This window comes from Nannocystis exedens (assembly GCF_002343915.1).
GTDB classification, from domain to species: domain Bacteria; phylum Myxococcota_A; class Polyangia; order Nannocystales; family Nannocystaceae; genus Nannocystis; species Nannocystis exedens.
On sequence record NZ_NETK01000001.1, the window covers coordinates 2,250,269 to 2,277,111 of the forward strand.

A 26,843-nucleotide genomic window follows, 5' to 3' on the forward strand; every position below is an offset into this window, starting at 1 on the left:
TATCGACGTGCATGCCGGCGCGGCGGTAGCTCATCCTGCGTGCTTCGTCCCGAAGGACGACAGCTCCGCCACCAGCCCGATGCACATCTCTTCCTCGCGTCGAGGCAGCGCGGCGAGCAGGAGCAGCATGGCGAGCGGATCGTCGCTCGCTAGCCAGGCGGCCGCGGCGCCGCCCGGGCGACGCCGAGGTCCTGCGGCGTGGACCAGTCGCGGTCGCGCGGGACACCTCGTCCATCACCTCGGTGAGCGCGCACGGCATCGTCATGGGACAAGGATACCTCACGGCGCGGCGCCGGGCAGTCGCCCACTTCAAGGCCCTCAAGTACACCGCGCCGGGTCTCGCGCGTCACCGGTCGCGCAGCGACTCAGCTCGCCGCCGACAGTTCGCCGCGCGCGGCGATTTCGGCGTGGGCTTTCAGCCAGCGCGCCACCGCGGCGGCGTGCAGGTTCTCTTGCGCGAGCGCGCTGCGGCACTGCGCCGTCAGCTCGGTGTGGCCGAGCGTCTCGGCGAGGCAGGCGAGCTGGTCCCAGCCTGCGACGTCGGCGAGCTCGGCGATCTGCTGCGCGTGGAGGGCTTGCGCGAGGCCGGTGCGCGGGTCCGAGATCACCTGCAGCACGCCCAGCCCCTCGACCGCGGCGAGATCGGCGGACGGGGTCATCGCCGTCGGATCGGCGCCGAGCGCCGTGAGCGTCTGTACCATCAGATCGAAGTGGCGCGCCTCGTCGTCGCGGAACGCGACGAGCTCCTCCAGCGTCGGCCCCCCTTCCCAGGTGCCGCTCGCCTCGAACTTGATGATCAGGCCGTCGTAGAAGCGCACGCCGGTGCGCTCGAACGCGAGGCGCTCGCCGAGCTTGTCGAGCAGCACGTTGGCCTTGGTGCCCTTGAGCAGCTCCACCGCGGTGTTCGCGGCCCCGCGCAGGGTCAGCGGCGGGGGCATGTGGCCGAAGTCGCCGGCCTCCACCGCGTACTGGAGGCGGACGGTCGCGGCGTCGCGCGCCGAGCCGGTCGAGCTCGGCGGGGCCGCGCTCGCGCCCTCGGCCATGAGGGGGCCGTCGATGGGGGACAGCGCGATGCCGGTGCGATTGATGCCGATGTCGGTCGGGCGATTGTTCGAGCTCATCGTACAGCCTCCTCTCCGGCCAGCGAGGCGAACTCGATCCGCCGCGTCCGCGGGTCGGTGAGCTCGGTCCCTGGCTTCCATTGATAACCCGCGGCGACGACCGCCGACGGCGAGCCGGCCCCGTTGAGCTGCGCGCGGTAGGCGACCGACGCGGGGCTCTCCTGGTCAGGCGGCACGATGTCGAAGCCGCGGGCCCGCAGCTCGACCTCCTCGGCCAGCGTCTCGCGCACGAACTTGCGGTGGCTCGTGAAGCTCAGCGGGTCGGGGAACTCCGCGGGCAGCAGCTCTGCCGGGTCGCGGCGCTCGAGCGTCTGCATCAGCTCGCGCACGATCCGGAGGTGCTCCAGCTCGTAGCTCAAGAAGCGCTCCCAGATCTGCTTGATCCGCGGGTGCTGCTCCTGGCAATAGCAGCTCCAGTACGCGTAGGCCTCGGTCGCCTCCTGCACCAGCCACTTCTCGAGCCAGGTCTCGTTCGGGTCGCTCAGCGCCTCGTACTGCGTGACGTGCTGCTCCTCGATCGAGGCGATCTCCGCATACAGCTGGCGGGCGAGCGGGTCGGCGAAGGTCGGCCCCACGGTCAGGTAGTAGTCGCGGGTCTGCCACTCCGCGCCGGTGATCAACGCCGCGTGGATCTTCGTCAGCGGCGCCGCCTTCGTCTTTTCGTAGTAGCGTCGCAGGTCGTCCTCGGGGCTGCGATGCTCCACCGAGGTCGGCCGGCCGGGCATGATGTCGGTGTAGCTCTGCAGGATGTTGTTGGCATCCTTGCCGCAGAGGCGATCCATCAGCGCGGCGTAGCGGTACAGGTGATCGAAGTCCTCGAGCAAGCCGAAGCGGTACACCTGCGCCATGTAGGGATCCGGCTCGACCGCGGCGACGTGGGCCGTGACCTCGATCGCGACCTGCTCGAAGCCGATCGTCGTCTCGAGCGCCGACTGGTCGGCCGGCATCAGCCAGTTGACCATCGTCGCCTGGTGATGCTCGACCCGCCGGATCTGCGCCAGCGGCAGGCGCAGGTCCGGGTTGAACCGCGCCGCGAAGTGCTTGAACCGGCAGGACTCCTGCTCCACGCCGTGCATCAAGATCTGTCGCACGCGGGTGAAGGCGTCGTCGTCGAGCTTGCTGTAGGGCTCGCCGGCGATCTCCTTCCACGTGAACATCTGGCGCTCGAGCGGGGTACCGCGCTCCTTGAAGATGTCGAGGCTCACTGCGAACTCCTGGCTGGGGGTAGACTGGCACGGCCTGTCTGGCCTGATTTCGTGGAGATGCAACTACGCTCGGGCGATATTGTCGGGACAGAGTCCGAGCAACCTGCGCCGGTCGAGCGCGACCAGCCGGGCTGCCACGACCGAGCGCTCACGCCGCCTCGTCGTGCCCTCGACGGGCCGGCCATCGTATCGCCCGGGCTTCTTGAGCCCGTGGGGGGCGATCACGGGGACGAGCCCACCGCGAACGTCGCCGCGAAATCGGCGAAGGCCTGCTCCCAGAGCGCCAGGGTCGGCGCAGGCCCGACGGCGGCAAAGAAGTGGCGCTGATGGTCCCCCTCGACGATCGCCCCGAGCAGCCGGTCCTGCGGGCCCGGTCGGCGCGCGGATGAATCCGGGAGCGCCTGTGCACCCGTCGCCCCCGGCATGTCGACGAGGGTGACCTTGAGCGGCCCTCGCACCATCGTCTGGACCCGCGTCGCGCCGCCGTCCGGCGTGCCCTCGGCGCGGGAGAACTGAGCCCGCCAGCGTTGAAAGGCGGCCTCCCCCTCCTCTCCCTCGGCGGGGAAGCTGTATACCGTGAGCTCGGCGTCGCCGCCGGGCCCGGGAATGACGAAGCTCGGGCGCTCCGACGGATCGGAAGACGGACGCCGGCCCCATTCGACGGGGACCCTGACATGGAGGTCGGAGATCGTCTCATTGCGCGTCTTGGCGCTGATCGACGCCCCCTCGGCGTCCTCCGCAGATCCGGCCGCTTCGGGCGCACGGGGCGACGTGCGAGGCGGCTGCGGATCCTTGTAGGTCGACGCCCGAGTATCGACGCCCCGCGCCAACAAGGTGTTGTCTTGCCCGTTCTCGCGGCGATCGGACGTGGCATTGCACGCAGCACAGGAGAACGCGAGCACGACGCATCGAAGAAGGGCGGGTGACATGCCAGCGACGTAGCAAACGCTCGGTCGCCCGCAACTGGGATTCACCCTGGCCCGCGCCCGTGAAGGCGAATCGACGCGAGGAAGAGAGATGCTCGCGGCAGCGGGCTCTACCGGTCCGATGATTCGGCAGAGAGACTTCTACTGACCGGACGTGATGACGCGACCCCGGGCGGGCCCTCTGCGCCGTCGCGGACGTGGAGTTCGGGCGGAATCGACAGCAGATGCCAGGCTCCCATGAACCGAGCTTCGGTTCGCGGTCGCGGGCGAACCGGCGCGGACCACGTGCCGCTGAAAGCCTCGGGCCCGGGACTGCAAGCGCGGTTCGAGGAGCGCGAAGGCTCGGCTTCAGCCGCGTTCGGTGACGAATTCGCTTCCCCCGCCCCTGGGGGAGCCGAATTCGCCCGCCCCTGGCGACAGCGACGGAGCCTGCTTGTCGAGCGAGCGCGTCAGCTTCGGGAACAGACGGGCGGTGCGGGCGTCGCCGAGCTCACGGACGAGCTGTACGAGCGGCGGGCCGAATTCATCGAAGGTCACCAGTTCGAGGTTCAGCGCACGGACTCGCGGCAACAACCGCTCGCTCTCGTCGCGGTGGACGAATGCATAGTGCGGGCCCGTGCCGCCCCGCCCGTCCTCGACCACCCCGAGGAGCTCGTTGAGGAGGCGCTGGTCCATGAAGCCGAAGCCGAAGAACACGAAGCTCTTGTGCGCGAGGAAGCTGCGGAGGGTCGCCAGGGCCGCAGAAAACCGCCTCTGGAGCGAGGAAGAGTACAGGCGATCGTAATCCTCGGACGTCAGGATGATCGAATCGATCTGCTGGATCATGCCGTGAAGGTGCCAGACGGCGGGCTTCGCGGTCCTCCCCGCCAACGCCGCGAGATAATCCGCAGGTACCTTCGTCGGCCAGTGTTCGCAGGCCGGCGGATGCGGACTGGCCCATTCGAGCACTCGGTCGTAATTGGTCGTCACGACCACGTCGCTGCCGAGCGACCAGATGGACTCGGCCCACGCCAGCGTGCTCCGATCGATCTCCGCGATGTCCGGATCGAACTGGTGAAGCAGGAAGTCTCGCCACCGCCGACCCCGGAGCCCGTCCCGCGCGAGCTGCGCTGCCGCCAGGTACTCGCCCCTCTCGAGGCGAGCCCGGACCGCTCGCGCTTCCTCGGCCTTCTGGTCGGCGTGCAATTGCTGAGCGGCCCGCTCCAGCAGCTCGCGCCAGGTGGGAAACACCGGCTGGCCCGCTCGATTCGTCACGGCTCGAGACACCCCGGCTCCCACGAAGGGCAAGACCCGCCCTTCCTTCAAGACTCGTACGAGATCGCGGGGGAACTTCGGCATGCGGAGCGTCGAGACGGCGTCGCTTCGTGGCCGCGGACCGGCAGCCGCCAGTGGATGAGTGGCCCAGGTTGGTTCACGAGCAAACGTCGACGGACATGCCGAGCTGCGGCCCTTCTGCGTGGAGAGGAGCCCTGGCGCACCGGGCGCGGCGTAAGGCGCGCCCGGTGCTCGGTGTCCACTGCTGCTGAGTTCGCAGGCGCGCCTCACGGCCCGTAGAGGACGAGGTCGCTACGCGTCACTGCGGACGAGCCCGTCGATGCGATCCATCGCCCTGCTCGCTCGCCCCCGTCGCGCCGGGGCAGAGCACCGAGGTCTGCGCGAGCCTCGCCGTGCCGAGCGCGACCGAAAACGAAACGCCCGGGCCTGCGCGCCGCCGGATCAGGGCACCGGCGGCGCGTTCGTCCGCGCCCCGAACGTTCAGCGGCGGCCGTAGCCGACCGGGTAGCCCTCGCCGTGCGGGACGGTGCCGGCGAGCGTGAACGTGTTGTCGGCGTTGCCGGTCCAGATCCGGTCGGTCGCCGACGCGAGGTCGTAGGCGTAGATGTCCGTGCGGTTGTCCGCCGTCAGCAAGCCGAGCACCAGGCTGGCGTCGACGACCTGGAGGTCGATCGTCGTCACCGTCTTCGTGAAGTTGGCGCCCATCCACCACACCTGGTCCATGTCGCCGTCGTGATCGAGCCATACGATGTCGCTCTTGCCGTCGCCGTTGAAATCCCCGACATAGGGCTTGTAGGTCCCGGCCGGGGCGTTCGCCACCACGTTGAGGGTGCCGGGTCCGGATGCGCCGCCGCCCCAGAACCGCCCGCTCGTCGCCTGGCCCGGCGCGTACCAGAAGATGTCGACCTTGCCGTCGCCGTTGAAGTCGCCGGTCAGCGGCGTATAGAAGTACGGCGTCGAGAAGGTGCCGAGCAGGCCGAGCGCCTCGTGATCGATGTTGACCGGGGACATCATCCCGCCGCCCAGGCTCTTCAACCACACGCTGTTGGCGGCGTCGGTGTCGGAGTTGTAGAAGAAGATGTCGGTGCCGCTGGTGCCGTCGAAGTTCCCGACGACCGGGACGTACCAATCGGTGGGGGTGCCGAAGGTGTAGGCGTACTGGTCGAAGTACGGCGACGCCGACGCGCCGAGCGACTTCCACAGGAAGTGGGTGATCCAGCCCGGGCCGTACCAGAAGATGTCGGTGTTGGCCGTGCCGGCGAAGTTGCCGACCAGCGGCTGGAACAGGCCGCCCATGGTGAAGTTCACCGCGGTGAAGCCCGGGGTGCCGTCGGCGCCGGTGCGGATGAACAACGGGTCCTGCTCGCTGCCGGCGCCGAAGAAGAAGATGTCTTGCCGCGCGTCGCCGGCGAAGTTGCCGACGACCGGCCGCAGCCGCGTACCTGTCGCCGGCGAGGGGACGTTCGCCGACAGGAAGGTCCCGTTCGCTTGACCCCACCACATCGTGTCCCCGACCATGTTCGACGGCCGGTACCAGTAGATGTCCTTGGTCGAGTTCGCGTCGTACTTCGAGTACTGATGGGAGGACGCGTGCCAGCCCTCCCACGCCAGGTTGTACTGCAACCCGACGCCGGCGGCGTCGCGCCGCGACAGGGTCGCCAGCGGGTCGTTGTTGCACCCCTGGGGGGTGCCCTTGTAGGCCATGACCGAGTAGCTGTCGAACTCCGACAGCGGCCGCGCCGGGCCGCTGTCGGGTTCGCAGTCGTCGCCGTCGTTCACCGGATCGGTCACGCCCGGATGCGTGTGCTCGTGCTGTAGCCCGAGCACATGACCGAGCTCGTGACGCATGATCCGCGGGATGTCGGAACATCCGATCGAGCCGTTGAGCAGCGGGGGCGCCAGCAAAATCTCTCGATTCGTCTGGAAGATCGCCGGGAACGGAAATCCCCCGGCCGCGCAGGCGCCCCCCAGGCCAGGGGTCGGCCGTACCGCGTACCAGGCGTCGTTCGAGGGCCCGGTGCAGGTCGCATCGAACTCCGGCCGGTAGACGAAGTTGACGTCGGCCGCCCGCTCCCAGTCGGCCGTATAGGTGTGCATCCACGCCACCACCTCGGCCTTCTTCTGGGCCGAGTACTGCGTCACGAACTCGTCCGACACGCAGTACGTCAGCGCCAGCTTGCGCCCGACGTCGTGGATGTCGTCGAAGTCGTTGTTCTCCAGCTCCACCCAGGCGCGCGGCTTCGCGACGGCGACCCGCGTGTCGTAGTAGTACCGCAGCGACGCCTCCGATTGGACGAGCATGTCGCCTTCGACGATCCACACGTCGTCCTGATCCGCCACCGGCGTCACCTGGGCCCTGAACTCCTCCCAGCTCGGGACGCCCTCCTCCGCGCCGTCGTCCGGCTCGCAGGCCGAGAGGTTCGGCAGAAGCGTCAAGAGGGCCCACAAGAGCCGCTGCGGCGGACGGCCGAGGGACGGCGCGGAGGACAGAGGAGCCGGCGTGGACGAAGGACTGGACAATTTTTTATACATGGTCGTGCTCATGGCGGCCCGTTCACCCGTGCCGGGATGTACTGCCGCGATCGTGTACGAGGTGTGATGACCGATCCGCGGAGCCGAGACAGCACGGACACCGCGATCCGATGTCAGGGTCGCACGAATCGCGGGGCGAGGGCGAACGTCGGCGAGGCGGCGGACATGAGCCATCGCACCGGTCGCCATCGACGGTCGATCGCGGCGACAGGCGATTGAATCAATATGGCCAGGGACCACGCACACTTGCAGCGCGCGACGCATTCGGGCTCGCCCGAGGCCTCGATGCTCGCGCGACCCAGGAGCGCCGGCGCTGCCCCATGGGGCGCCCTGGGGCTGCCCCGCGGCCACGGGACGGCGCCTCGCCGGCGCCTCGCAGAACTCCACGACAAATGGGCGGCACATCGGTTGCTGATACCTGCGCACCGGCCGAAGGGAAGAAGCGCCGAACATCACTATCGCCCCGTACCGTGGGAGCGCTGTCCCCTCTCCCCCGGGAGCTTGCCCGGCCGTGGCCGCGGCCGCATCGCGCCGACCGGCCCTATCGCGAGCACCCGTTACGACAACGCGCGGATCGACGTCGGCGGCGCCGAGCGAGCGCCCGCAATCTCAACTGCATCGGACTATCCTGATCATGAAGGCTACAATCGCGTCCCTGCGCCAAAGACCCCGGTTTCGTGGCTCCGCCGTCGTGCTCGCCTGCGCCGTCGGCGCGGGCGGGTGTCACAATGCCCCCGCCGACCCCTGCGGCGCGCAATCGTGCGTGCCCCCGCCGCGCCAACTGACGCCCGAGCAGATCGAGGCGCTGGTCGAAGCCTGCAATTACAAGACGACCTTCGAGCACAACACCGGGCTCGTGTGCCCCGTCGGCCCGGGCTACTCGGAGGCCGAGCCCGAGGTCGACGACCCGTTCGCGCCGACGGAGGCGTGCCGCGAGCAATTGTTCGAGCTGTGGAACTGGGAGTCGACGTGGTTCCTCACCAAGGACGACCTCGTCCCGCAGCTGGCAGCGCAGCACCCGGAGATGACGACGGCCGAGATCGACGCGCTCGCGACCAGCAAGGCCGCGAACTACGCGGAGGAGCTGAAGAACACGGTCAGCGGGCTGCACGCCCTGTTCTTCCACCCGCTGTTCGTGCCCGCCGACGAGGCGCTGTTCTTCGCCGACGAGCTGTACCCGGAGGGCTGGGCCGAGTCGTTCGCCGTCGCCGAGCTGCCCGCGGCCGGCTCGTTCGTGCTCGACGAGAATGATTACAACCGCGAGTTCCTGCTCCACTTCTACAGCTCGATCAGCCAGATCAACGCCTACGACGAAGTACAAGAGGTCACGTGGCGCATGGAGTGGGCCGAGCTGCAGAACGCGGTGATCGTCGAGCGAGGCTTCGTCCGCGAGCCCAACGCCGTCGAGGCCGATGTGGCGGCCAAATACTTCATCGCCCCGAGCTTCGCCCACGAGCTCGGGCACGCCATGGGCGAGCCCGAGCACAACGACGCCTTCGAGACGACGGGCGACGAGCCCGACGAAGATGACGACGCGGAAGACGACGACGAATACGGCGACGCCTTCACGTACGGGGCCGCGCTCGCGCAGGCGATGCTGCTCGGCGCCGCGTACTCGCGCATGCCGGGCAAGAGCGCGTACCTCGGCGACTGGGACGTCCCGCTCGGGTACATCGACATGCTCGAGTGCAAGTTCTTCCACGAACAGGTCGACCCGATCACCCTCGGCCACGTGCCGGCGGAGTGCGAGTCGCCGACGATGACGCCCTTCGCGACCGCCGTCCTGGCGCGCCCGCCCGCGAACCCGACGGCGGGCGAGCAGCCGTGCCGGGTCGACGAGGTCGCGGCCGAGGCGACCGAGATCTCGATCGCATCCGACGGCATGGGCGGCCTGACCGTGACCGTCCCGCGGTGGGTCTTGGGATACGTGGAGGCGCGGCTGGACGACTTCGTGCTCGACGCGACGACCCACTCGACCACGGTCACCGTCGACGGCGAGCCGTTCCAGGGCTTCGCCATCGACTGGCTGCACGCCGACGGCTTCGCCGCGCACTTCGGGCTCGAGGAGGGCGATGTCGTCTACGTCGTCGACGGCTACCCGGCGACCGACGTCAGCGCCGTCCTGCGCGGCGTCGACGCCCTGACCGCCTCCGGCAGCGCCGCGATCCGCATCCTCCGCGGCGGCGCGGTGGTGACGATCGTGTACGTCCTGGCCCCGTGATCGCCGGACTCCCGCCTGCCTGCCCGCTCATGCGTCGCCTGGCCCGTGCCTTCTGATTCGGGTCGGCACGTTCGTCCGGGTCCGAGCGACGCCGGTGCAGCTTCGCCATGTCCCTTGAGACAGGCGCGTCATACTGCGCCGGGGGCGACCGCGGCGGCCTTCACTGCACGCGCACGATCACGTGACGCTCGCCGAGCAGCTGCAACGCGCGCAGGGCGGCGAGCCGCGCCGCCTCCGCCGTACGCCCGGCCTGGCGCGCGGCGGCCTCGTCGAGCCGCGCCGCCACGGGGCGCCCGTCCCCGGCGGGGGTCGCCAGGCGGACCCGCTCCTCGTCCCTCGAGCGCCTGCCTAGCCGGCCCGCGCCCCCGCGCGCTCGTTGGCCGCGCGATGGAACGGGTTGGCACGACCCGAAGTGTCGCTGTCGGCTTGCCAGCGCGGCGTCCAGCGGACGATGCACCGGGCCGCGTGTTCGCCGGGGAACAGCGCCTCGAAGCGCTCGCGGTAGACGTACGCCTCCGCGGTCGCGGGCGTCGCGTAGGGAAAGCGCTCCCCGGCGCGCGCAAGCTCGCGCGGGGTCACCACGCGCTCCGCGTGCGTCCGCAACGCGTCGACCCAGCCGTAGCCGACGCCGTCGGAGAACTGCTCCTTCTGGCGCCACAGCACCGACGCCGGGAGCAACGGATCGGCGTCGTCGGCGAACGCCTGGCGCAGCAGCCACTTCTCCACCCGCGCCTCGCGGCCGCGGCTCGCGCTCCGCGGCTGCTTGAGCTCGGGAGGCAGCGACATCGCCAGGTCGAGGAACGCGAGGTCGAGGAAGGGCACCCGCGCCTCCACCCCGTGCGCCATCGTGCTCTTGTCGGCGCGCAGGACGTCGCTGAGGTGGAGGTTGGCGACGCGCGCGACCGTCTCGCGCCGCAGCTCCTCCGGATCTTCGGCGTAATAGAAATAGAGATAGCCGCCGAAGATCTCGTCGGAGCCCTCGCCGGATAGCACGACCTTCACGCCCCGATCGCGAATATAGCGGCTCAGGAAGTACATCGGGATGCTCGCCCGGATCGTCGGAATATCATAGGACTCGACGTGCCGGATGATGTCGTCGAGGGCGGCGATCCCGTCCTCGACCCGGAACGACACCTCGTGGTGCGTGGTGCCGAGGAACTGCGCGACCTCCCGGGCCGCGCGCAGGTCGGGCGCGTCCCTGTCGACCCCGATCGCGAAGCTGTGGATCTCCGCGCCCGGATCGCGGGCCCGCACGAGTCGGGTCGCCAGCGCAGCGATCAGGCTCGAGTCGAGCCCGCCCGACAGCAGGAGCCCGAGCGGCACGTCGCTCATCAGTCGCTTCTCGACCGCGTCGGTCAGCCGCCGGCGGAGCCCGGACGGATCGCCGGTCGCGCTCGCCTCGCCGCTGAGCCAGGCCGGCGCGTACCAGCGGCGCAGGCCGCCGCTGCGCGTCATCAGGTGGCCCGGCGGGAACACCTCGAACGACACGCAATTGTCGATCAGCGCCTTGAGCTCGGACGCGAACCACAGGTTGCCGGCGGCGTCGCGGCCGTAGTAGAGCGGCTTGATGCCGATCGGGTCGCGCGCGACGAGCCACTCGTCGCCGTGGACGGCGGCGAAGGCGAAGATGCCGTCCAGCGCCTCGACGCAGGCCTCGCCCCGCTCCTCGTAGAGGTGGGCCAGGACCTCGCTGTCCGAGCCGCTGACGCAGCGACGCCCGACCCCGGCGAGCTCGCGGGCGAGCGCGCGGAAGTTGTAGATCTCGCCGTTGTGGACGACCGCGGCGCCGTCGCGCCCGTGAATCGGCTGCTTGCCCTGCGCGGGGTCCATGATGGCGAGCCGTCGGTGGCACAGCACCGCGCAGCCGAGGCGCATCCAGAAGCCGCTGCCGTCGGGGCCGCGGTGGGCCAGCCGCGCCGCGGCCGCCTCCGCCGCCGCCGCGACGTTGCCGTCGACGTCGCCGAACACTGCAATGATCCCGCACATGTCGTCACCTCCGCTGCGTCTCGCGCAGCACGCGTTGGTAGAAGAATTCGGGCTCGTCGCCGGCCGGCCGCAGCTCGTCGAGCCAGGCCGCGCGCTCGTCGTATTCGGCCAGGAACGTGCGGCCCACCCACGCCGGATCGCGGCCCTGCAGCATCCGCAGCGAGAAGCACAGCCTCCCGCCCGACTCGACCACGCCGTCGACGACGACCTTCCCGGGCATGGCCGACATCGACGGCCCGCGGGCGGTGCGGCACAGGCCGGACACCTGCCGCTGCGCGTCGCCGAAGATCGCCACCGCCCGCGCGAGCGGGACCTTGAAGTACTCCTTCGGGCCGGTGTCGCGCTCGACGAACATGTAATACGGCACCGCGCCGAGCCGCACCTGCGCCCGCCACAGCTCCGCCCACACCTGCGGGTCGTCGTTGACCCGGCGGATCAGCGGCGCCTGGCAGCGGATGACCGCGCCGGTCGAGCGCACGCGGCGGATCGCCGTGATCGCGGCCGGCGTCTCGAGCTCGCGCGGGTGCGACGAGTGAGCCATGAGCGCCAGGTGCATCCCCCGCTCCGCCACCTCCTCGAACAGCCGCAGGAGGTCGTCGGCGTCGGCGTCGGTGGTGAACCGGTACGGCCAGTAGGCCAGCGCCTTGGTGCCGATCCGGATGGTCGTGAGCCCGGGCAGGCGGGCCGCGAGCAGGGGCTCGATCGTGCGGCGCAGGGCCGCCGTGCGCATGACGAGCGGGTCACCGCCGGTGATGAGCACGTCGGTGACGTCCGGGTGACGGCGCAGGTACTCGACCAGCTGTTCGGACTCGCGGGCGGCGAACTTGAGGTCGTCGAGGCCGACGAACTGCGGCCAGCGGAAGCAGTACGTACAGTAGGCGTGGCACGTCTGCCCCTGCGCCGGGAAGAACAGCACGGTCTCGCGGTACTTGTGCTGCATGCCGCGCAGCGCCCGGCCGTCCAGGGTCGGCACGTTGAGGGTGATCTGGCCGGCCGGATGGGGATTGAGGCCGCGCTGGATCCGCCGCACCGCCGCCTCGATCTCGCCGCCGGGCGCCTCGGCGCGCAGCAGATCGGCGACGACCTGCACTTCGGCGTCGTCCAGCATCCCGGGCTGGGGGAAGGTCAATTGATAGATCGGATCGTCGGGGACCCGGCCCCAATCGATGAGCTCGTCGAGGACGTATCGATTGACCCGGAACGGCAGGACGCGGGCCACCGCGGACAGTTGCAGGCGAATATCGGCAGGGAGCGCGGCGATCTGCGGGATGGACGCAAAATCGCGCAACGTGATCGGCGAATACGTGGGTCGTGGCGGCGTGGAATCAAGCACTCGGCCTCCGAGCTCGCGCGTCGGTGTGCGCGGCAAGGTGTCTGAGCAAGGGGTGTGCCAAGGGCCACGGCGCACCGCCCCAGGGCGCGAGCGGCCGGCACGACCGCTCGAGCGAACATTTCCCGCGCCCGCGCGCGGCGGCGGGTGCATCGCAGGGCTGGGAAAATTTCCCGGCGGCCCGGCAGGATGCCCGTTCCGATCGCGTTCACCGCCGATTCGGCGCCGTTTCCCAATTGGCGCGAAGCGTGCTTCTCTTGCCGGCCATGAACGCGTCCCAGTTTCGCTTCAAGCGCTGGCGTACGGGCTTGTTGGCGACCGCGATGGTGTTCGCAATCGGCGCCATCGCCGCTCTGGGCGTGATGGACGAGCGTTCGCTGGTGTCGACCACGCGCCTCGAGAGCTCTCGCGAGGCGCGCGTGCTGGCCGAAGTGCTGGCGTCGGAGTTCCGGGCCGGCCTGTCGTCGCTGGGCGGCGACGAGCCCGCGGGCGCCGCCCACGCCGAGGGCAGCGCGTGGCGCTTCGAGCACACCTCTCTCCTGGTCGAGCCGCGCCAGCTCCTCCACGAGGACGCGATCGCCGACGACGCCCATCACCGCCTGCTGGTGTGGGCGACCGCGACGGACGACCTGCGGACCATCGACGGTACGCCCGTGGACCTCCCGAGCGTGGTCCAGGCCGCGACGGCGGGCGAGAGCAGCGCCTGGTTGACGCCGAGCGAAGCGCTGCGCCTCGGGTTGCCCGAGGAGCTCGCGGTCGCGGGGCTGTCGCGCGTCGAGGATCCGCGGTTCGGCGAGTGGATCCTCGCCGTCGTCAGCTCGACGGAGCGCCAGCGTGCGCGCGAGTCTCGGCGCTACGCCCGGACCATCATCATGGTCAGCCTCGCCAGCCTCGTGGTGCTCGGGTTCGGGCTGGTCCTCCTCCGTACGCAACGACAGGAGCGAGCCTTCGAGCGCATGCTGGCCCGCGAGTCGATGCGGGCCCACCAGGAGGTCCAGCTCGCCCGCGAGGGGCGAGCCGCGACCATGTTGACGTTCGCGGCCGGCATCGCCCACGAGCTGTCGACGCCGCTCGGCGTGATCGCCATGCGCGCCGAGCAGCTCGAGAACAACGCCGAAGACGACCGGGCGCGTCGCGGCGCGCGAGCGATCACCGAGCAGGTGGCGAAGATCCGGGAGAACGCGCGCGGCTTCCTGGCGATCGCCCGCGGCGCGGCGCCCCTGCGCGAGCGCTTTCCCGCCGCGGACGTGCTGCGCAGCGCGGTCTCTCGCGTCAGGCACCGGTTCGAGCGCGCCGGCGTCTCGCTCCGCGTCCACTCGCTGTCCGATCTGCCGTGGATCTACGGCGACGCGCGGCTCCTCGAGCACGCGTTGACGAACCTGCTGCTCAACGCGTGCGACGCGTCGCGCGAGCGCGGAGAGGTCGAGCTCAGCGCGTCGCTGCGGGGCGCGCAACTGGAGATCGCGGTCAGCGATCGCGGCGGCGGCATCGACCCTGCCGTCCGCGCGCGCCTCCAGCCGTTCTTCAGCACCAAGGCCGAGGGCACGGGCCTCGGCCTGGCGATCGCCAGCGAGGTCATGCGCATGCATCGAGGCGAACTCAGGCTCGAGGACCGCCCCGGCGGCGGAACGAACGCCGTGCTACGCTTACCCGCCGAACGCATGTCCGACGATGCTCTCGCCGACGAAGCACAAGACCCGAATTTTGCTGGTTGACGACGACCTCGACATGCTCGAGGCGCTCAGCGACGGGCTGACCGAGAAGGGGTTCGACGTGTCCGTCGCGCGCTCCGCCGAGGCGGCGCTGGTGCATCTCGGGGAGGCGCACTTCGATGTGATGGTGACCGACCTGCGCATGACCGGGGCCGACGGCTTGACGCTGCTCGCCCAGGCGCGGACCCTCAACCCGCAGCTGCCGGTCATCGTGATGACGGCCTACAGCGCGCTCGACACGGCGATCGAGGCCGTGCGCCGCGGCGCGTTCCACTACCTGGCGAAGCCGTTCCGCGTCGACGAGCTCCTGATCTTCATCCGCCGCGCCTTCGAGGACGCGCAGCTCCGCCGCGAGGCCGAGGTGCTGCGCCACGCGCTCCGCGTCCAGCCGGGGCCGCCGGGCCTGCTCGGCCGCAGCGCGGCGATGCAGGAGCTGTTCCGCATCATCGACCGCGTCGCCGGCACCTCGGCGCCCGTCCTCATCACCGGCGAGACCGGCACCGGCAAGACCCTGGTCGCCTCGACGATCCACCAGCGCAGCGGCCGCGCCTCGGCGCCGCTGGTCGCCTTGAACTGCGCGGCCCTGCCCGAGAACTTGCTCGAGAGCGAGCTGTTCGGCCACGTGCGGGGGGCGTTCAGCGGCGCCACCTCCAGCGCTGCCGGCCTGTTCTCGGCCGCCGACGGCGGCAGCATCTTGCTCGACGAGATCGGCGAGATGGCCCTGCCGCTGCAGGCCAAGCTGTTGCACGTGATCGAGCGCGGGGCGGTGCGCCCGATCGGCGGCACGAAGGAGCGGCCGATCGATGTCCGCATCCTCGCTGCCACCAATCGCGACCTCGATCAGGCCGTCCGCGACGGGCGGTTCCGCGAAGATCTGCTGTACCGCCTCAACCTCGTCGTCCTCGAGCTGCCGCCGCTGCGCGAGCGCAACGGCGACCTGCCCGAGCTGATCGATCACTTCCTCGCCAAGGCCCGGGCGCGCTACCCCGACAGCCCGGTCCGCAGCTTCTCTCGCGCGGCCCTCGAGCGGCTGCTCGCCCACCCGTGGCCCGGCAACGTCCGCGAGCTGTCCCATACCATCGAGCGTCTGGTCCTGCTCGGTCACGGGGCGATGATCGAGGTCGCGGACCTGCCCCGCAACTTCAGCGCGCCCCCGGACTCGCTCCCGACCTTCGACGCGATCGTGCCGATGCGAGAGATGCAGCGCCGATACGCCGCCTGGGTGCTCGAACAGGTCGACGGCATCCGCGCGCACGCGGCCCGCCGCCTCGGCATCGACGTCAAGACCCTCGGGCGACTGCTCGGCGCGCAAGAAGCTGCGGACCTCGACGTGAAGGAGTGACCTCGCGTCGGGCCCGCTCGCTGCGCGCATCGCCTCCCGGTCACGCCTTGTTCGCGCTGGCCGCGAGCTTCGCCGAGTAGCGCGAGACCTCGTCGAAGAGGGCGCGTAGCACCGGGCTCTTGCCTCGCTCGGGGACGAAGAGCGCGAAGAATTCGATGGTGGCGCCGATCTGCTTCGGCAGCACGTGCACGAGCGCGCCCCGGGCGAGCTCGTCGACGATGAGGTGCATGGGCAGCATCGCGACGCCCACGCCCTCGAGCGCCATCTCCCGCAGCGTGGGCAGGTCGTTCGTCACGAACGCGGGACGGACCGGGATCGGCGCGCCCCGCAGCCGCGGCCAGGTGAACGTCCCGCCGCGGTTGAGGCCGTACCAGAGGACGACGTGACCGTCGAGCGCCGCGGCGTCCGTCAGCGCCGGGCGATCACGGAGATAGCGTGGGCTCGCGACGGCGATCGCCGGGGTCCTCCCGAGGGACCGGCGGCTCCAGGGCAACGCCGGGTCGAGCGTCGTCACGGCCAGCGCGTCGATCTGGTCGTCCAGGAGGTGCGGCTGCCGTTCCGTGACGAGCAGCTCGACCACGACGTCCGGGTGCCGTCTGTGAAAGCTGGCGATCAGCGGCGCGATGAACGGCCCGCCGAGCCCCGGCGCCAGGGCGATCCGCAGCCTCCCCTTCACCTTGCCCGCCTCGGCGACGATGGCCTCTGCGGTGGTCCGGAGCTTCGTCAGCAGCGCGGCCGATTCCCCGCCCAGCTCGCGCGCGGCGTCGGTCAGCTTCAACGTGCGGGTGGTCCGCTCCGCGAGCACGACGCCCAGCTCCTGCTCGAGTCGGGCGAGTCGGCGGCTCACCGTGCTCCTGGGGACACCGAGCTCTGCCGCGGCCGCGGACACGGAGCCGTGCCGGACGAGGGCCATCAGCGTGGGGAGGTTGGCGAGCAGTGATTCCATGCGCGAAATCCTTGTTGCGTGGACGCACCAGTCAGGTGCGTGGGTGGGGCTCGATTGCTGCAGCGGATGATTCTACCTTCGAGGACACAGGAGCCGCCAATGACCGCCGCCTTGTCGCTCGCCGTCGCGCCCGTTCGTATGCGGACGGCCCGACCTCCCCGCCCGACACCGACCGTCTTCAGCCCTTGCCGGCTCGGCCACGGCGAGCTCGTGGCGGCTCCGCCCGCATGTTCGGCGATCGGGGGGTCCGCCGAGCCGTCGCGGCTCGGGGAGGGGGACCGATGAAGTCGAGGTACGGCATCCCGCGGCTGCTGGCGCTCGTCGGTTGTGGCGTCGCAGTCGCCTCGTTCGCCCCCGAGAGCCGGGCGAGACCGACGGGCCCGCGCGCCTTCTGCGAGGTCTACGCCGACGCGCCGGAGTGCATGGGCCGCAGCATCACGTGCAACAAGTGTCACGTGTCGACCCAGCCGGTGAGCTGGAACGCCTACGGCGGCGCGGTGCTCGGCGCGCTGCAGGGCGCCGCGTTCGACGACAACCTCGCGTCGGCGCTCGCGGCCATCGAGGACGACGACAGCGACGGCGACGGTCTGAGCAATCGCGAGGAGATCGACCTCGGGACCGATCCGGGCGATCCGCTGTCGCAGTGGATGCCGCGGCCGACCCCCGAAGGGGCGGACAACCCGAGCTACGCGATCGGCGAGTACGACCCGCGCTACGCCTACAAGCGCGTCCGCCTGTTGTTCTGGCTCTTCAGGGTTGAGGGTGGCGTAGGTTGCGCGCGAAATCGCGCCGTGATATCGTGCGCGAAATGGCAGAGACCGAACTCTACGCCCGAATTCTCGGTATCGAGGCTCCCTGGAGAGTTGCTGCGGTGAAGCTGCAGCTCGGGCAGGGGCAGATCGTCATCGAGGTCGAGCACGACCCCGATGTGCCGACGACGTGCCCGGAGTGTGGCCAGGCTGTTCCCCGTCACGATACGCGGACTCGCCGATGGCGGCACCTCGATACGTGTCAGTATCGGACGATCATCGAAGCCGGCGTACCGCGGACGTCGTGCCCGAAGCACGGTACGCTCACGATGCGCGTCTCGTGGGCGGACGGTAGCGCTCGGCTCACCGCGCTGTTCGAGGCGCTGGTGATCGACTGGCTCCGCGATGCGCCGATTGCAGTGGTCGCGGAGCGCCTCGGGCTCTCGTGGGATCAGGTCGCCGGCGTCCAGGAGCGTGCAGTACAACGCGGACTCGAGCGCCGCGAGGTCGCGCTGCCGGAGATGCTCGCCGTCGACGAGACCTCCTTCCAGCGGCGCCACGAGTACGTCACGATCGTGCATGACCCGAAGTCCGCCAGCAAGCGGGTCATCCACGTCGCCGACGGACGCGGCAAGGGGGCCCTCAAGAGCTTCCTGAGCGGCTTTTCGCGCCCAGAGAGGGCTGCGGTCTCCGTGGTCGTCATGGACATGCACGAGCCCTACATTCAAGCTGTCCGCGAGGCCATCCCCGATGGCGACGCGAAGATCGCCTTCGACAAGTACCACGTCGCCGCGCGCCTCGGTCAAGCCGTCGACCACGTGCGACGCGAGGAACACCGCGCTCTCCACGGCCTCGGCGACAACCGGCTCAAGGGCACCAAGTACCTCTGGCTGCGCAACCCCGAACGGATGAGCAAGGAGGTCTGGGACGACTTCGAGGCGCTGCGGACGAGCTCGCTGCGGACGGCCCGCGCGTGGGCGCTCAAGGAGGCGGCGATGGAGGTCTGGGAGCACACCTCGCCGAGCAACATGCGGGACCAATGGGGCATGTGGTACGATTGGGCTATCCGCTCTCGCCTGGAGCCGATGAAGGCCGCCGCGCGCATGGTCAAAAATCACCTCGGCGGCATCATCCATGCAGCCACCGAACGGATCACCAACGCCTCTGCCGAGGGCCTTAACTCGGTCATCCAGAAGCTCAAGTACGTCGCCCGCGGCTTCCGTAACCGCGACCGCTTCCGAGCTGCGATCTACTTCCACCTCGGCGGCCTCGACCTCTATCCTGCCGGGATCACGCGCTGAGTCAGCGGTATCCACCACAAACCCTGAAGAGCCGTTGTTCTGCGGCACCTCCCCGTCGTACGACGAGGCCAAGGAATTCGCCGCATTGGCCGGCGCGGCCCAGATCGAGGCGATCCACGACGCGCTCGCCGAGTGCCTCGAGTCCGACTTCTGGATCGACGAGGCGCTCGCCTCGCTCGCGCACCCGAAGATCCGCCCGGTCAAGGCCTTCGGCGTCGACACCGACGTCTCGATCAACGGCTACAAGATCACGCTCTCCGATTACAATTGGGACTACCGCCTCTGGCAGTACGTGCTGTCCGGCGATCGCGACGCCCGTGAGCTGCTCACCGCGCAGTACCACGTCGGCCTCGATGACGCCGGCAACTTCCACAAGGTCGAGGGGACGATCGCCAACCCGTCGGGCGCGTTCGGCGGCGGTCAGCTGCTCGCGCCGGAGCACCGCGCGGGCATGCTGACCACCCAGTGGAACCTGTTCATCAACATCATGTTCGCCGCCGTCCCCCGCGTCGCGGCCGGGCACGCCTACCGCGAGTACCTCGGGCTCGATCTGTCGCAGAACGAGGGGATCCGGCCGGTCGAGGGCGAGCCCCTCGACATCGACGACAAGGGCGTCGCCGCCCAGGCGTGCGCCCAGTGCCACTCGACGCTCGACCCGCTGTCGTACGCGTTCTCGTACTACGAGGGCATCGACCTCAAGAACCTGAATCGCACCGGGCAGTACCGTGCGACGCGCCCGAGCGAGCGGATCCCGGGGTGGGACGCGGCGGAGCCGGAGTTCGTCGTGCTCGACCGGCAGGTCGACAGCCTCGTCGAGCTCGCCGCCGTCATGTCGCAGTCGCGCGAGTTCCAGCGCAACCTCGCCCACGTGTTCTTCGTCTACGCCGTGGGGCACGAGCCGCGCCCGGACGAGCTCGACGAGTTCGATGCCGTCTGGACCGCGATGCCGACCGACGGCTACTCGGCCAACCGCCTGCTTCACCGCCTCGTCGACACCGACGCCTTCGGGATCCCGTGAGAGGAGCACGACGATGACCACGCGCAAACTCGTCCTTTCGCTCGTGCCGGCGCTGGTGCTCGCCGGCGGCTGCCGCGACGACGGCAGCGGGGGTGCCGACGACACCGGCGCCGACGAGCTGCAACGCGCCCAGCGCGGCGAGCTGCAATGGAAGCGCAACGCGGCGCTCCAGCGCGACCTCATGCGGGCGCTCGAGCTCCCCGAGGACGGCGTGTGCAACGAGCTCGGCCGGGGCTCGTGCGCCCGCGAGATCCACCACATCTCGCTCGGCGGCGCGGACCCGCTGCGGATCGGGCTCTACGAGCCCCTACCCGACACCCTGGTGTCGACGCCGATCGTGCTCGACCGCGTGGTCATGAGCGCCTGCGCGAGCCGGGCCAACCTCGACCGCGGCGGCCAGCCGGTCGTGTTCGTCGATCTCGACCTCACCGCCGCGGCGGCGCCGTCCCCTGACGACCAAGCGTTCGCGGCGACGATCACGGCGCTGTACCGCCGCCTGCTGTCCCGCGACCCGGAGCCTCACGAGCTGACGATCCTCGGCGGGCTCACCGCCGACGACGACGGCAAGCCGGTGTCGGCCCATGACTTCGCGGTGCTCGCCTGCTTCGCGGTCGGCACCTCGACCGAGTTCTTGTTCTTCTGAGCCACGGGAGCCTGCGACGATGACCAGCAAAATCGGGCGACGAAACATGCTCCTGGCGATGGCCGGGGCGATGGGCACGACCGCGCTCGGCTCGGCCCTCGGCCGGGCGGCCGGCGAGCGCGCGGGCAGCAGCGCAGACAAGGATCGCAAGCTGCTGTTCGTCCTGTGTGCCACGGGCGGGGCGAGCATCGTCGACAGCTTCCTGCCCGTGACCCGCAGCGAGGTCGGCGATGACGCGCTGGCCGACACCTTGAACGCCTATGACGACGATAAGGTGATCACCCCGACCGGGAGCAACCTGCGGTGCCCCGGCTACTACGACTCGGTCGGCCTGCTCGCGGGGCTCTACGAGTCGAGCTTCTCCCTCGACGCCTTCCTCAAGAAGCACCACCCGTGGATGACGGTGCTGACGCAGGAGTGCACCAGCGTCAACCACAACGTCGGGCAATACCGATCGGTGACGGGCGCCGGGCTCAACCGCGGCCGGACGATCATGGAGGCGATGGCGGTCCGGCACGGCGAGGATCTCATCATCCCGAACTGCAACATGGCCAACGACGGGTACATCCAGCCCGGCGTCGACCCGTCGACGCCCGAGTTCGCGCGGGCGGAGATCATCGCCTCGCCGCTCGGCTTCGCGGCCGCGATGGACGGCGTGAAGGGCGTGCTCGGGGCCCCCGGCCGCGGGCTGGTGGAGCGCGCGCGGGGCGTCCGTGAGCAGCTCGAAGACGCCTCGACGTTCGGCCGCACGTTCACCGACAGCCCCAGGCGGCAGCGCTTCCTCGTCAACCGCCGCGAGGTGCAGCCGCGGCTCGAGGCGACGAACCTGATGGACCGGCTGACCCTCCTGCCGCCCGAGCTCCTCGACCCCAAGTACGGCGTGATGTCGAGCCCGCTGCTGCCGACGCTGACCGCCAAGTTCTCGAACCTGCTGATCGATCCGTGGGAGTCCCAGGCGGCGCTGGCCGTGCTCCTGGCGTACTACGGCCTGTCGTGCGTCAGCACGATCGGCCTGCGCCAGGAGCCGACCTTCGGCAACGAGAAGCTGATCACCACGCCGATCGCCTTCGACTTCTCGCACACCGACCACCGGACCGCGCAGTACTTGATGTGGGGTCACGTGCTCAAGGCCGTCGACGCGCTCGTCGATCTGCTGCAGCAGCTCGACTACCTCGGCGATCCCGCGCTCGGCAAGATGTGGGACCGGTCGCTGATCTACGTCGCCACCGAATTCGGCCGCGACAAGACCCGGCCGGCCGGCGCGGAGTCGTGGGGCACGGGCCACTCGCTCAACAACGGCACGCTCATCGTCTCGCCGCTCCTCAAGGGCAACGCCGTGTTCGGCGGCATCGACCCCACGACCTGCGAGACCTACGGCTTCGACGGCAGCACGGGTGAGGCCGACCCGAGCCTCCAGTGCTCCGAGGCCCACATCTACTCGGCGATCGCCCAGGCGATGGACATCGAGTTCCCCGAGCGCATCGACATGTCCGCGCTGCTCGCCTGAGCCGTGGACGGCCGCCTGTCGCCAGACAGGCGCGGCCGGATCAGAGCGTCTTGAGGTACTCGAGCAGGGCCCGGCGCTCGGCGTCGTCGAGGTGATCGCCGAAGGTGTGGCCGCCGTTGCCGTAGCCGAACGCGGTGGTGTCGTAGATGAACTTGCGCTCGCTCTCCGGCGCGTCGGCCCAGGGCATGGTCGGCTCCCACGGCCAGCCGAGCGCGGCCTGGTCGAAGTTGGTGCTGTCGTAGTCGAGCCGCCGCCAACGGCTCGGTCGCGCCGTGCTGTCGAGCACGAGCGCGATGCTGGGCACGGAGCCGTTGTGGAAGTACGGCGCCGTCGCCCAGATGCCGTCGAGCGGCGGCGCGGTGTAGCCGGGCGTCGGGTCGTCGGTCACGACCTCGCTGAACATCCCATAGAACGACTCGTTGAACCAATCTCGCAGGTGGTGATAGAAGCCGCCTTCGGCCGCGAGGGTGGCGAACGAGGGATCGGTGCCGATCACGTCGAGCGGGATCAGCAGGTTGGGGTAGGTCTCGGCCTTGGCGTCGTCGGCGTAGGTCCCGTGGCAGCCGGCGCAGTTGCACTCGAAGATCTCCGCGCCGTCGGCCGCGAGCGCCGCGTCGATCGCGAACGGGTAGCTGGGCGCCTCGATCGAGGCGAGATAGGCCTGGATGTCGGCGAAGTAGTCGACCACGGGGGCGGCCTCTTCCACGCTGTCGGTGCACAGCGACGAGGCGAGGACCATGGTCCCGCGATGGTCGCGGCGCGACATCCCGTTGGCGAAGTTGCTGGCCTTCTTGCCGACCCGCCACCACGGCGGCGGATCGGCCGGTATCACCAGCTCCGTGGAGAGCTCGTACCGCGGCTCGTCGCTCCACGCGAGCGTGACCGGATCGCGGTGCGAGAGCAGGATGATCGCGAACATGACCGCCGGGTTCGCGCCGACGGTCAGCATCGTCGAATAGGGCCCGAGCGCCGCGGCGCGGGCCTTGAACTTGTTGAAGGCCGCGTTGGCCTCGCTGGTCTCGGGGAGGTCCGGCAATGGTTCGGCGAAGTCGCTGAGCGAGGTCGTGAAGTCGGCCGAGGCCTTGCCGAGGCCGACGATCAGCTCGCCGTTGAAGTAGCCCGCGTGGCACTGCAGACAGTTGGATACGACCAGCTCGCTGCCGTCCGAGCGGCTCACCACGTTCCAGGCATGGCCGACCTCGGCGTTCTTGCCGGTGCGACCGGGCAACGGCTCTTCGACGCCGAGCACGTTTTCAGCGAAGCCGAACAGCTCCCAGGGGATCCCGCAACTGACGTAATCACGGGTCAGCAGCGCCTCGTAGCCCGCGACCGGATCGCCGGCCGGCAACTCCGGGACCGCGATCGGCCGCCCACGCTGCCATGGACCACCGTCGCAGAGCAGGTTGCCGCCATCCCCCGTACTGTCGCCGCCGCTGCTGCCGGTGCTCGCGTCCGACTCGCTGCCCGGCCCGTCCGCCGCCGAGGGGACGTTCGAACAGGCGGACAGCAGCGTGAGGACGGCGAGGGCGACTGGACGCATGCCGCATGGTATCCGATCTCGCCGGGCCGGCGCATCGAGGAACCGCGGGCATCGGTCCCGACGCTCGAGCGGGCCGCATGCCCCTCCTTGGCGAATGCCCTCGCGGCGCGCCAGCGGCGAGGGCCGGGGCGATGCTGCGGGCACCTCAGCAGGCGTCATGGATGAGCTCCGCGGTCGTGTATCCTGCGCCCATGCCCCTGATGTCCTGGCGCCGTCTCGCCCTCGTGCTCCCGCTGGCGCTGTCCGCTTGCCCCGACAGCGCGGGCACGAGCGCCGATCAGGGTCCGACCACCGGCACCACGACGTCCGGCTCGACCGATCCCACTGCGGGCGATTCGACCACCGGCGGTCCCGCCACCACCTCGACCGCCCCCCTCGATCCGACCACCACCGACGGCGCGACGACTGCCACGGGCAACGCCACCGGTGTCGAGTCCAGCGGACAGCTCGACAGCACGCGCGGCCCCGACACCACCACCGACACCGCCACCGACGCCTCGACCTCGAGCGACACCGGTCTCCCGAATCTCTGCGGCAACGGCGTGCTCGACGACGGGGAGCACTGCGACGACGGCAATTTCGACGATCTCGATCTCTGTCGCAACGACTGCACCCCCGGCCCCAGCGGCCAGGGTCTCGGGTTTCCGCTCCCGCCGCTGTTCACCGACGAATCGTTGCGCTGCTTCACCGCCATCGACGGCGCCTTCGCGCCGAATCAGGCGCCGGCGCTGGTCCTCGGCTCCTACGGGTGGGTCGAGAACACCGACAAGTTCCTCGCCCGCGCGCGCCAGTTCGCCCTGTCCGGCGTCGGCCAGCCGCAATGGACGTGGTCGCTCGAGTCCGACAAGGTCGAGTGGCTCCCCGTGTTCGAGGCCGCCACGGCGGCCAACGGCGACGTCGTGTCGCGGGTCCGGTGTGGAACCAGGAGGTCCTCTCGGACGGTCTCGGCAAGTTCTGGCTCGCCCGGCTGACCGCGGCCGGCGACCTGGTGTGGCAGATCAAATACGATGACCTGCACCTGCAACCATTCGGCCTCGAGATCGCCCCCGACGGCGACATCGTCGTCGCCGGCATGATCCTCAACATCGTCTCGAGCAGCGAGGTGCATCGATTCACCGGCGACGGAGCGCTGCTGTGGAGCGCCGCGCAGGACCCCTTCGACGAGTATCCGACGCAGACCTCCTATCACAACCTCGCGGTCGACGCCCACGCCGTCTACGTCGTCGGCCAGCGCCACGAGGACACGGACGACCTGCCGATCGACCACCGCGTCCACCTGCGCGCCCTGAGCAGCGACGGCGCGCCCCTGTGGCAGTTCGATCGCCCGCCGCCCGATCCCGTCCGTGTGTCCGTCGGCGGCATGGCGCTCACGGGCGGCAAGCTCGTCGTCTCGCTGTCCCGCCACGGCGTCGACTTTCCGTTCGAGCCCTTGCCCGGGTACAGCCTTGTCACCTTCGACACCGCCGGCGGTGAGCTGTCGTGGACCGATTATTCGTTGCCGGCCCCCTGGCGCGGCGGCGCCGGCCCATTGGTCGCGGCCGAGGACGGCGGCGTCTTCCTGGCCGGCGGCGCGGTGAGCGAGGGCCAATCGGTCCAGCACGTGGCCCGCGTGGGCCCGGACGGCGCGGTCCTGTGGTCGAAGCTGGCCGCGGGCCACGGCGTTCGCGACGCCCTGCTCGCCCCGGACGACCGTTTTTACGTGCTCACCGAGACCGCGATCACGAGCTACGATCCGAACGGCTCGCCCTGACGGCACTCGCAGGGAGGGCGTATTCCGATGATCGAGCTGGCGGGTGCCGAGATGTCGGCCGTCGGTGCGGCCGAAGTGACGCCCAGGCCGGGTCACGCGGGCGACGCCGCCGCGAGCGCGCCGAAGATCGCCGCGACCGCGACGGCCCCCGGATCGGGGACGCCGCGCAACGCGCTCTCGGGCACGTAGCTCGCGCGACCGGCGTGCGTCCGCGTCATCGTCCGCGTCGCCTCCGCGCCCCGCTGCGCTGCTGCGGCGGCCGCTGCGAGCCCCTCGTCGGCCGCGAGCGCCGCGATCGCCGGGAGCAGCGCGTCGAGCATCGTGCGATCGCCTGCCTCGGCGCCGCCGACCTGCTGGATCCGCTGCACGCCCGCGCGCAGCGCCGCCGGCCAGTCCTGGGCCGCTCTCGCCGCGACACCCATCGCCGACACCCCGATCGACAGCAAGATCCCGCTCGAGCCGCCCATCACGCTCGACAGGTGCCCGGCGATCGCGGCACACAGCGCGCCCGCGTCGGCGAACGGCAGGCGATCGAGCTCCGCGAGCACGGCACGCGCCGCCGTCGCGAACGTCGTGCCGGTGTCGCCGTCGCCGACCTTCGCGTCGAGCGCGTTGAGCTCGGCCTCGCGGGCGACCAACTCTTCGCATACGACCTCGACCACGCGTCGGCGCGCGTCGTGGACCGACGGCGCGAGCGGCTCGGGCCGCAGGCGCGCGGGCAGCGGGACCGGCGCGACGCGGGCGACGCGCCGCCCGGGCACCCACGCGGCCGGACCGACGGGGGACAGCAGCGCGCGCTCGAGCTCCGGGTCGAGCGCGAGCGCGGACAGCGACAGGCCCTTCATGTCGAGCGACGTCATCAGCCGCGCCGGGCCGAACACCAGACCGACCTCGCGCCGCATCGACGCGAGCAGCGACCCCGTGGCGACCGCGATCTCGATCGGCGGCACCCCGCCGAGGTCGTTGACCAGCAGCGCGACGGGCGAGCCCGCGTCGTCGAGCCGCGCGTGGAGGCGCGACACGAGGACCTCGGCGAGCTCGCGCACCGGCGCGTAGCGGATCTTCTCCGCGCCGGGCTCGCCGTGGATCCCGAGGCCGAGCTCGACCTCGTCCGGGCCGAGCCGCGCTTCCGCAGGCTGGCCGGGGATCGTGCACGACGAGAACGACAGGCCGAGCGAGCACACCGCCCCGGCGACGCGCTCCGCGGCGCGCTTCACCTCCGAAAGCGGCGCCCCATCGCGGGCGAGGTGGCCGGCGACCTTGTGCACGAACAGCGTGCCGGCGACGCCGCGCGGACGCGGCGCCTCGGGGATCGCGATGTCGTCGCCGACGACGACCACCTCGACGTCGAGGCCGAGCGCGCGCGCCTTCTCGGCAGCGAGCCCGAAGTTGAGGCGGTCACCGGTGTAGTTCTTGACGACGAGCAGGCAGCCCGGCGCGCCGGTGACCGCGAGGATCGCCGCGAGCACCGCGTCGACGCTCGGCGAGGCGAAGATCTCGCCGCTGACCGCGGCGGTCAACATGCCGTCGCCGACGAAACCGACGTGCGCCGGCTCGTGTCCCGCCCCGCCGCCCGAGATCACCGCGACCCGACCGCGGTCCCAGTCAGTGCGGACGACGACCTTGATCGCGGGGTAGCCGTCGAGTCGGGCGAGCTTGCCTTCGCCGAGCATCACCGCGGCGTCGATCGCCTCGCGGACGATATCCGCCCGCTCGTTGATGAAGTGCTTCACGCGGCG

21 protein-coding genes are annotated in these 26,843 nt (G+C 70.4%); 10 read left to right on the forward strand and 11 right to left on the reverse strand.

What is annotated here, in order from left to right:
• Positions 1–365: 365 nt before the first annotated feature.
• From NAEX_RS08745 to NAEX_RS08765, 5 genes are all read right to left on the reverse strand, one after another.
• The gene (locus NAEX_RS08745) at positions 366–1,121 is read right to left on the reverse strand and encodes a ferritin-like domain-containing protein (protein ID WP_096327059.1); all 756 of its coding nucleotides are present in this window, start codon (positions 1,119–1,121) and stop codon (positions 366–368) included.
• Complete coding sequence (locus NAEX_RS08750; protein ID WP_096327060.1) at positions 1,118–2,326, reverse strand: hypothetical protein; 1,209 nt, start codon at positions 2,324–2,326, stop codon at positions 1,118–1,120. Before NAEX_RS08750 ends, NAEX_RS08745 begins: the two co-directional genes overlap by 4 nt.
• Before the next feature lie 221 nt (positions 2,327–2,547).
• Positions 2,548–3,255: a hypothetical protein gene (locus NAEX_RS08755; protein ID WP_143141239.1), complete on the reverse strand. Its 708-nt coding sequence runs from the start codon at positions 3,253–3,255 to the stop codon at positions 2,548–2,550.
• Between the two features lie 345 nt (positions 3,256–3,600).
• Positions 3,601–4,590, reverse strand: a complete 990-nt coding sequence (locus NAEX_RS08760) for an SIR2 family protein (RefSeq protein WP_096327062.1) — start codon at positions 4,588–4,590, stop codon at positions 3,601–3,603.
• Positions 4,591–5,007: 417 nt separating this feature from the next.
• A complete protein-coding gene (locus NAEX_RS08765) occupies positions 5,008–7,071 on the reverse strand; it encodes an FG-GAP-like repeat-containing protein (RefSeq protein ID WP_143141240.1) in 2,064 nt (687 codons plus the stop codon).
• A gap of 622 nt (positions 7,072–7,693) precedes the next feature.
• Between NAEX_RS08765 and NAEX_RS08770 the strand changes: the two genes are divergently transcribed.
• Positions 7,694–9,280 carry a hypothetical protein gene (locus tag NAEX_RS08770; protein ID WP_143825544.1) on the forward strand — a complete coding sequence of 529 codons (1,587 nt, stop codon included), beginning with the start codon at positions 7,694–7,696 and terminating at the stop codon, positions 9,278–9,280.
• Between the two features lie 160 nt (positions 9,281–9,440).
• Here the strand turns inward: NAEX_RS08770 and NAEX_RS53725 are convergent, their stop codons facing one another.
• The 3 genes from NAEX_RS53725 to NAEX_RS08780 form a co-directional block, all read right to left on the reverse strand.
• Positions 9,441–9,566, reverse strand: coding sequence for a hypothetical protein (locus NAEX_RS53725; protein WP_256254107.1), 126 nt, complete (start codon positions 9,564–9,566; stop codon positions 9,441–9,443).
• Positions 9,567–9,628: 62 nt separating this feature from the next.
• Positions 9,629–11,266: an asparagine synthase B gene (gene asnB / locus NAEX_RS08775; RefSeq protein WP_096327065.1), complete on the reverse strand. Its 1,638-nt coding sequence runs from the start codon at positions 11,264–11,266 to the stop codon at positions 9,629–9,631.
• Between the two features lie 4 nt (positions 11,267–11,270).
• Positions 11,271–12,485 carry a KamA family radical SAM protein gene (locus NAEX_RS08780; RefSeq protein WP_211302377.1) on the reverse strand — a complete coding sequence of 405 codons (1,215 nt, stop codon included), beginning with the start codon at positions 12,483–12,485 and terminating at the stop codon, positions 11,271–11,273.
• A 377-nt stretch (positions 12,486–12,862) separates the two neighbouring features.
• On the opposite strand from NAEX_RS08780, the gene NAEX_RS08785 reads away from it, so the two are divergent.
• The gene (locus NAEX_RS08785) at positions 12,863–14,311 is read left to right on the forward strand and encodes a sensor histidine kinase (RefSeq protein ID WP_096327066.1); all 1,449 of its coding nucleotides are present in this window, start codon (positions 12,863–12,865) and stop codon (positions 14,309–14,311) included.
• A complete protein-coding gene (locus NAEX_RS08790; protein WP_096327067.1) occupies positions 14,268–15,650 on the forward strand; it encodes a sigma-54-dependent transcriptional regulator in 1,383 nt (460 codons plus the stop codon). The genes NAEX_RS08785 and NAEX_RS08790 overlap by 44 nt, the downstream gene beginning before the upstream one ends.
• A 40-nt stretch (positions 15,651–15,690) precedes the next feature.
• Here the strand turns inward: NAEX_RS08790 and NAEX_RS08795 are convergent, their stop codons facing one another.
• Positions 15,691–16,596 (reverse strand): LysR family transcriptional regulator, encoded by a 906-nt coding sequence (locus NAEX_RS08795; RefSeq protein ID WP_096327068.1) that lies wholly within the window; start codon positions 16,594–16,596, stop codon positions 15,691–15,693.
• Positions 16,597–16,877: 281 nt separating this feature from the next.
• Between NAEX_RS08795 and NAEX_RS08800 the strand changes: the two genes are divergently transcribed.
• From NAEX_RS08800 to NAEX_RS08820, 5 genes are read left to right on the forward strand one after another with little or no spacing between them, the layout of a single operon-like run.
• Positions 16,878–17,471 carry a hypothetical protein gene (locus tag NAEX_RS08800; protein WP_096327069.1) on the forward strand — a complete coding sequence of 198 codons (594 nt, stop codon included), beginning with the start codon at positions 16,878–16,880 and terminating at the stop codon, positions 17,469–17,471.
• Positions 17,405–18,646, forward strand: a complete 1,242-nt coding sequence (locus tag NAEX_RS08805; RefSeq protein WP_096326213.1) for an ISL3 family transposase — start codon at positions 17,405–17,407, stop codon at positions 18,644–18,646. Before NAEX_RS08800 ends, NAEX_RS08805 begins: the two co-directional genes overlap by 67 nt.
• 34 nt (positions 18,647–18,680) lie before the next feature.
• Complete coding sequence (locus tag NAEX_RS08810) at positions 18,681–19,664, forward strand: DUF1585 domain-containing protein (protein WP_096327070.1); 984 nt, start codon at positions 18,681–18,683, stop codon at positions 19,662–19,664.
• A 13-nt stretch (positions 19,665–19,677) separates the two neighbouring features.
• A complete protein-coding gene (locus tag NAEX_RS08815) occupies positions 19,678–20,307 on the forward strand; it encodes a hypothetical protein (RefSeq protein ID WP_096327071.1) in 630 nt (209 codons plus the stop codon).
• 19 nt (positions 20,308–20,326) lie between these two features.
• Entirely contained in the window at positions 20,327–21,814 is a 1,488-nt protein-coding gene (locus NAEX_RS08820; RefSeq protein WP_143141242.1) for a DUF1501 domain-containing protein, read from the forward strand.
• Between the two features lie 40 nt (positions 21,815–21,854).
• Here NAEX_RS08820 and NAEX_RS08825 read toward each other — a convergent pair whose 3' ends face one another.
• On the reverse strand, positions 21,855–23,354 hold the full coding sequence (locus NAEX_RS08825) for a c-type cytochrome (protein ID WP_100793415.1): 1,500 nt from the start codon (positions 23,352–23,354) through the stop codon (positions 21,855–21,857).
• Between the two features lie 191 nt (positions 23,355–23,545).
• Here NAEX_RS08825 and NAEX_RS08830 point away from each other — a divergent pair, with 191 nt between their 5' ends.
• Positions 23,546–24,325, forward strand: a complete 780-nt coding sequence (locus tag NAEX_RS08830; RefSeq protein WP_100793416.1) for a DUF4215 domain-containing protein — start codon at positions 23,546–23,548, stop codon at positions 24,323–24,325.
• Positions 24,268–25,104, forward strand: a complete 837-nt coding sequence (locus NAEX_RS08835; protein ID WP_096327075.1) for an outer membrane protein assembly factor BamB family protein — start codon at positions 24,268–24,270, stop codon at positions 25,102–25,104. Before NAEX_RS08830 ends, NAEX_RS08835 begins: the two co-directional genes overlap by 58 nt.
• Positions 25,105–25,196: 92 nt before the next feature.
• Here the strand turns inward: NAEX_RS08835 and NAEX_RS08840 are convergent, their stop codons facing one another.
• On the reverse strand, positions 25,197–26,837 hold the full coding sequence (locus tag NAEX_RS08840) for a dihydroxyacetone kinase subunit DhaK (RefSeq protein ID WP_096333558.1): 1,641 nt from the start codon (positions 26,835–26,837) through the stop codon (positions 25,197–25,199).
• Between the last annotated feature and the right edge of the window lie 6 nt (positions 26,838–26,843).

Excerpts from the sequence above, each read along its gene's own strand:
- NAEX_RS08745 (WP_096327059.1), bottom strand. The coding sequence starts at position 1,121 with ATGAGCTCGAACAATCGCCCGACCGACATCGGCATCAATCGCACCGGC.
- NAEX_RS08755 (WP_143141239.1), bottom strand. The coding sequence starts at position 3,255 with ATGTCACCCGCCCTTCTTCGATGCGTCGTGCTCGCGTTCTCCTGTGCT.
- NAEX_RS08760 (WP_096327062.1), bottom strand. The coding sequence starts at position 4,590 with ATGCCGAAGTTCCCCCGCGATCTCGTACGAGTCTTGAAGGAAGGGCGG.
- NAEX_RS08765 (WP_143141240.1), bottom strand. The coding sequence starts at position 7,071 with ATGAGCACGACCATGTATAAAAAATTGTCCAGTCCTTCGTCCACGCCG.
- NAEX_RS08770 (WP_143825544.1), top strand. The coding sequence starts at position 7,694 with ATGAAGGCTACAATCGCGTCCCTGCGCCAAAGACCCCGGTTTCGTGGC.
- asnB (WP_096327065.1), bottom strand. The coding sequence starts at position 11,266 with ATGTGCGGGATCATTGCAGTGTTCGGCGACGTCGACGGCAACGTCGCG.
- NAEX_RS08785 (WP_096327066.1), top strand. The coding sequence starts at position 12,863 with ATGAACGCGTCCCAGTTTCGCTTCAAGCGCTGGCGTACGGGCTTGTTG.
- NAEX_RS08790 (WP_096327067.1), top strand. The coding sequence starts at position 14,268 with ATGCTCTCGCCGACGAAGCACAAGACCCGAATTTTGCTGGTTGACGAC.
- NAEX_RS08795 (WP_096327068.1), bottom strand. The coding sequence starts at position 16,596 with ATGGAATCACTGCTCGCCAACCTCCCCACGCTGATGGCCCTCGTCCGG.
- NAEX_RS08800 (WP_096327069.1), top strand. The coding sequence starts at position 16,878 with ATGAAGTCGAGGTACGGCATCCCGCGGCTGCTGGCGCTCGTCGGTTGT.
- NAEX_RS08805 (WP_096326213.1), top strand. The coding sequence starts at position 17,405 with ATGGCAGAGACCGAACTCTACGCCCGAATTCTCGGTATCGAGGCTCCC.
- NAEX_RS08815 (WP_096327071.1), top strand. The coding sequence starts at position 19,678 with ATGACCACGCGCAAACTCGTCCTTTCGCTCGTGCCGGCGCTGGTGCTC.
- NAEX_RS08820 (WP_143141242.1), top strand. The coding sequence starts at position 20,327 with ATGACCAGCAAAATCGGGCGACGAAACATGCTCCTGGCGATGGCCGGG.
- NAEX_RS08825 (WP_100793415.1), bottom strand. The coding sequence starts at position 23,354 with ATGCGTCCAGTCGCCCTCGCCGTCCTCACGCTGCTGTCCGCCTGTTCG.
- NAEX_RS08830 (WP_100793416.1), top strand. The coding sequence starts at position 23,546 with ATGCCCCTGATGTCCTGGCGCCGTCTCGCCCTCGTGCTCCCGCTGGCG.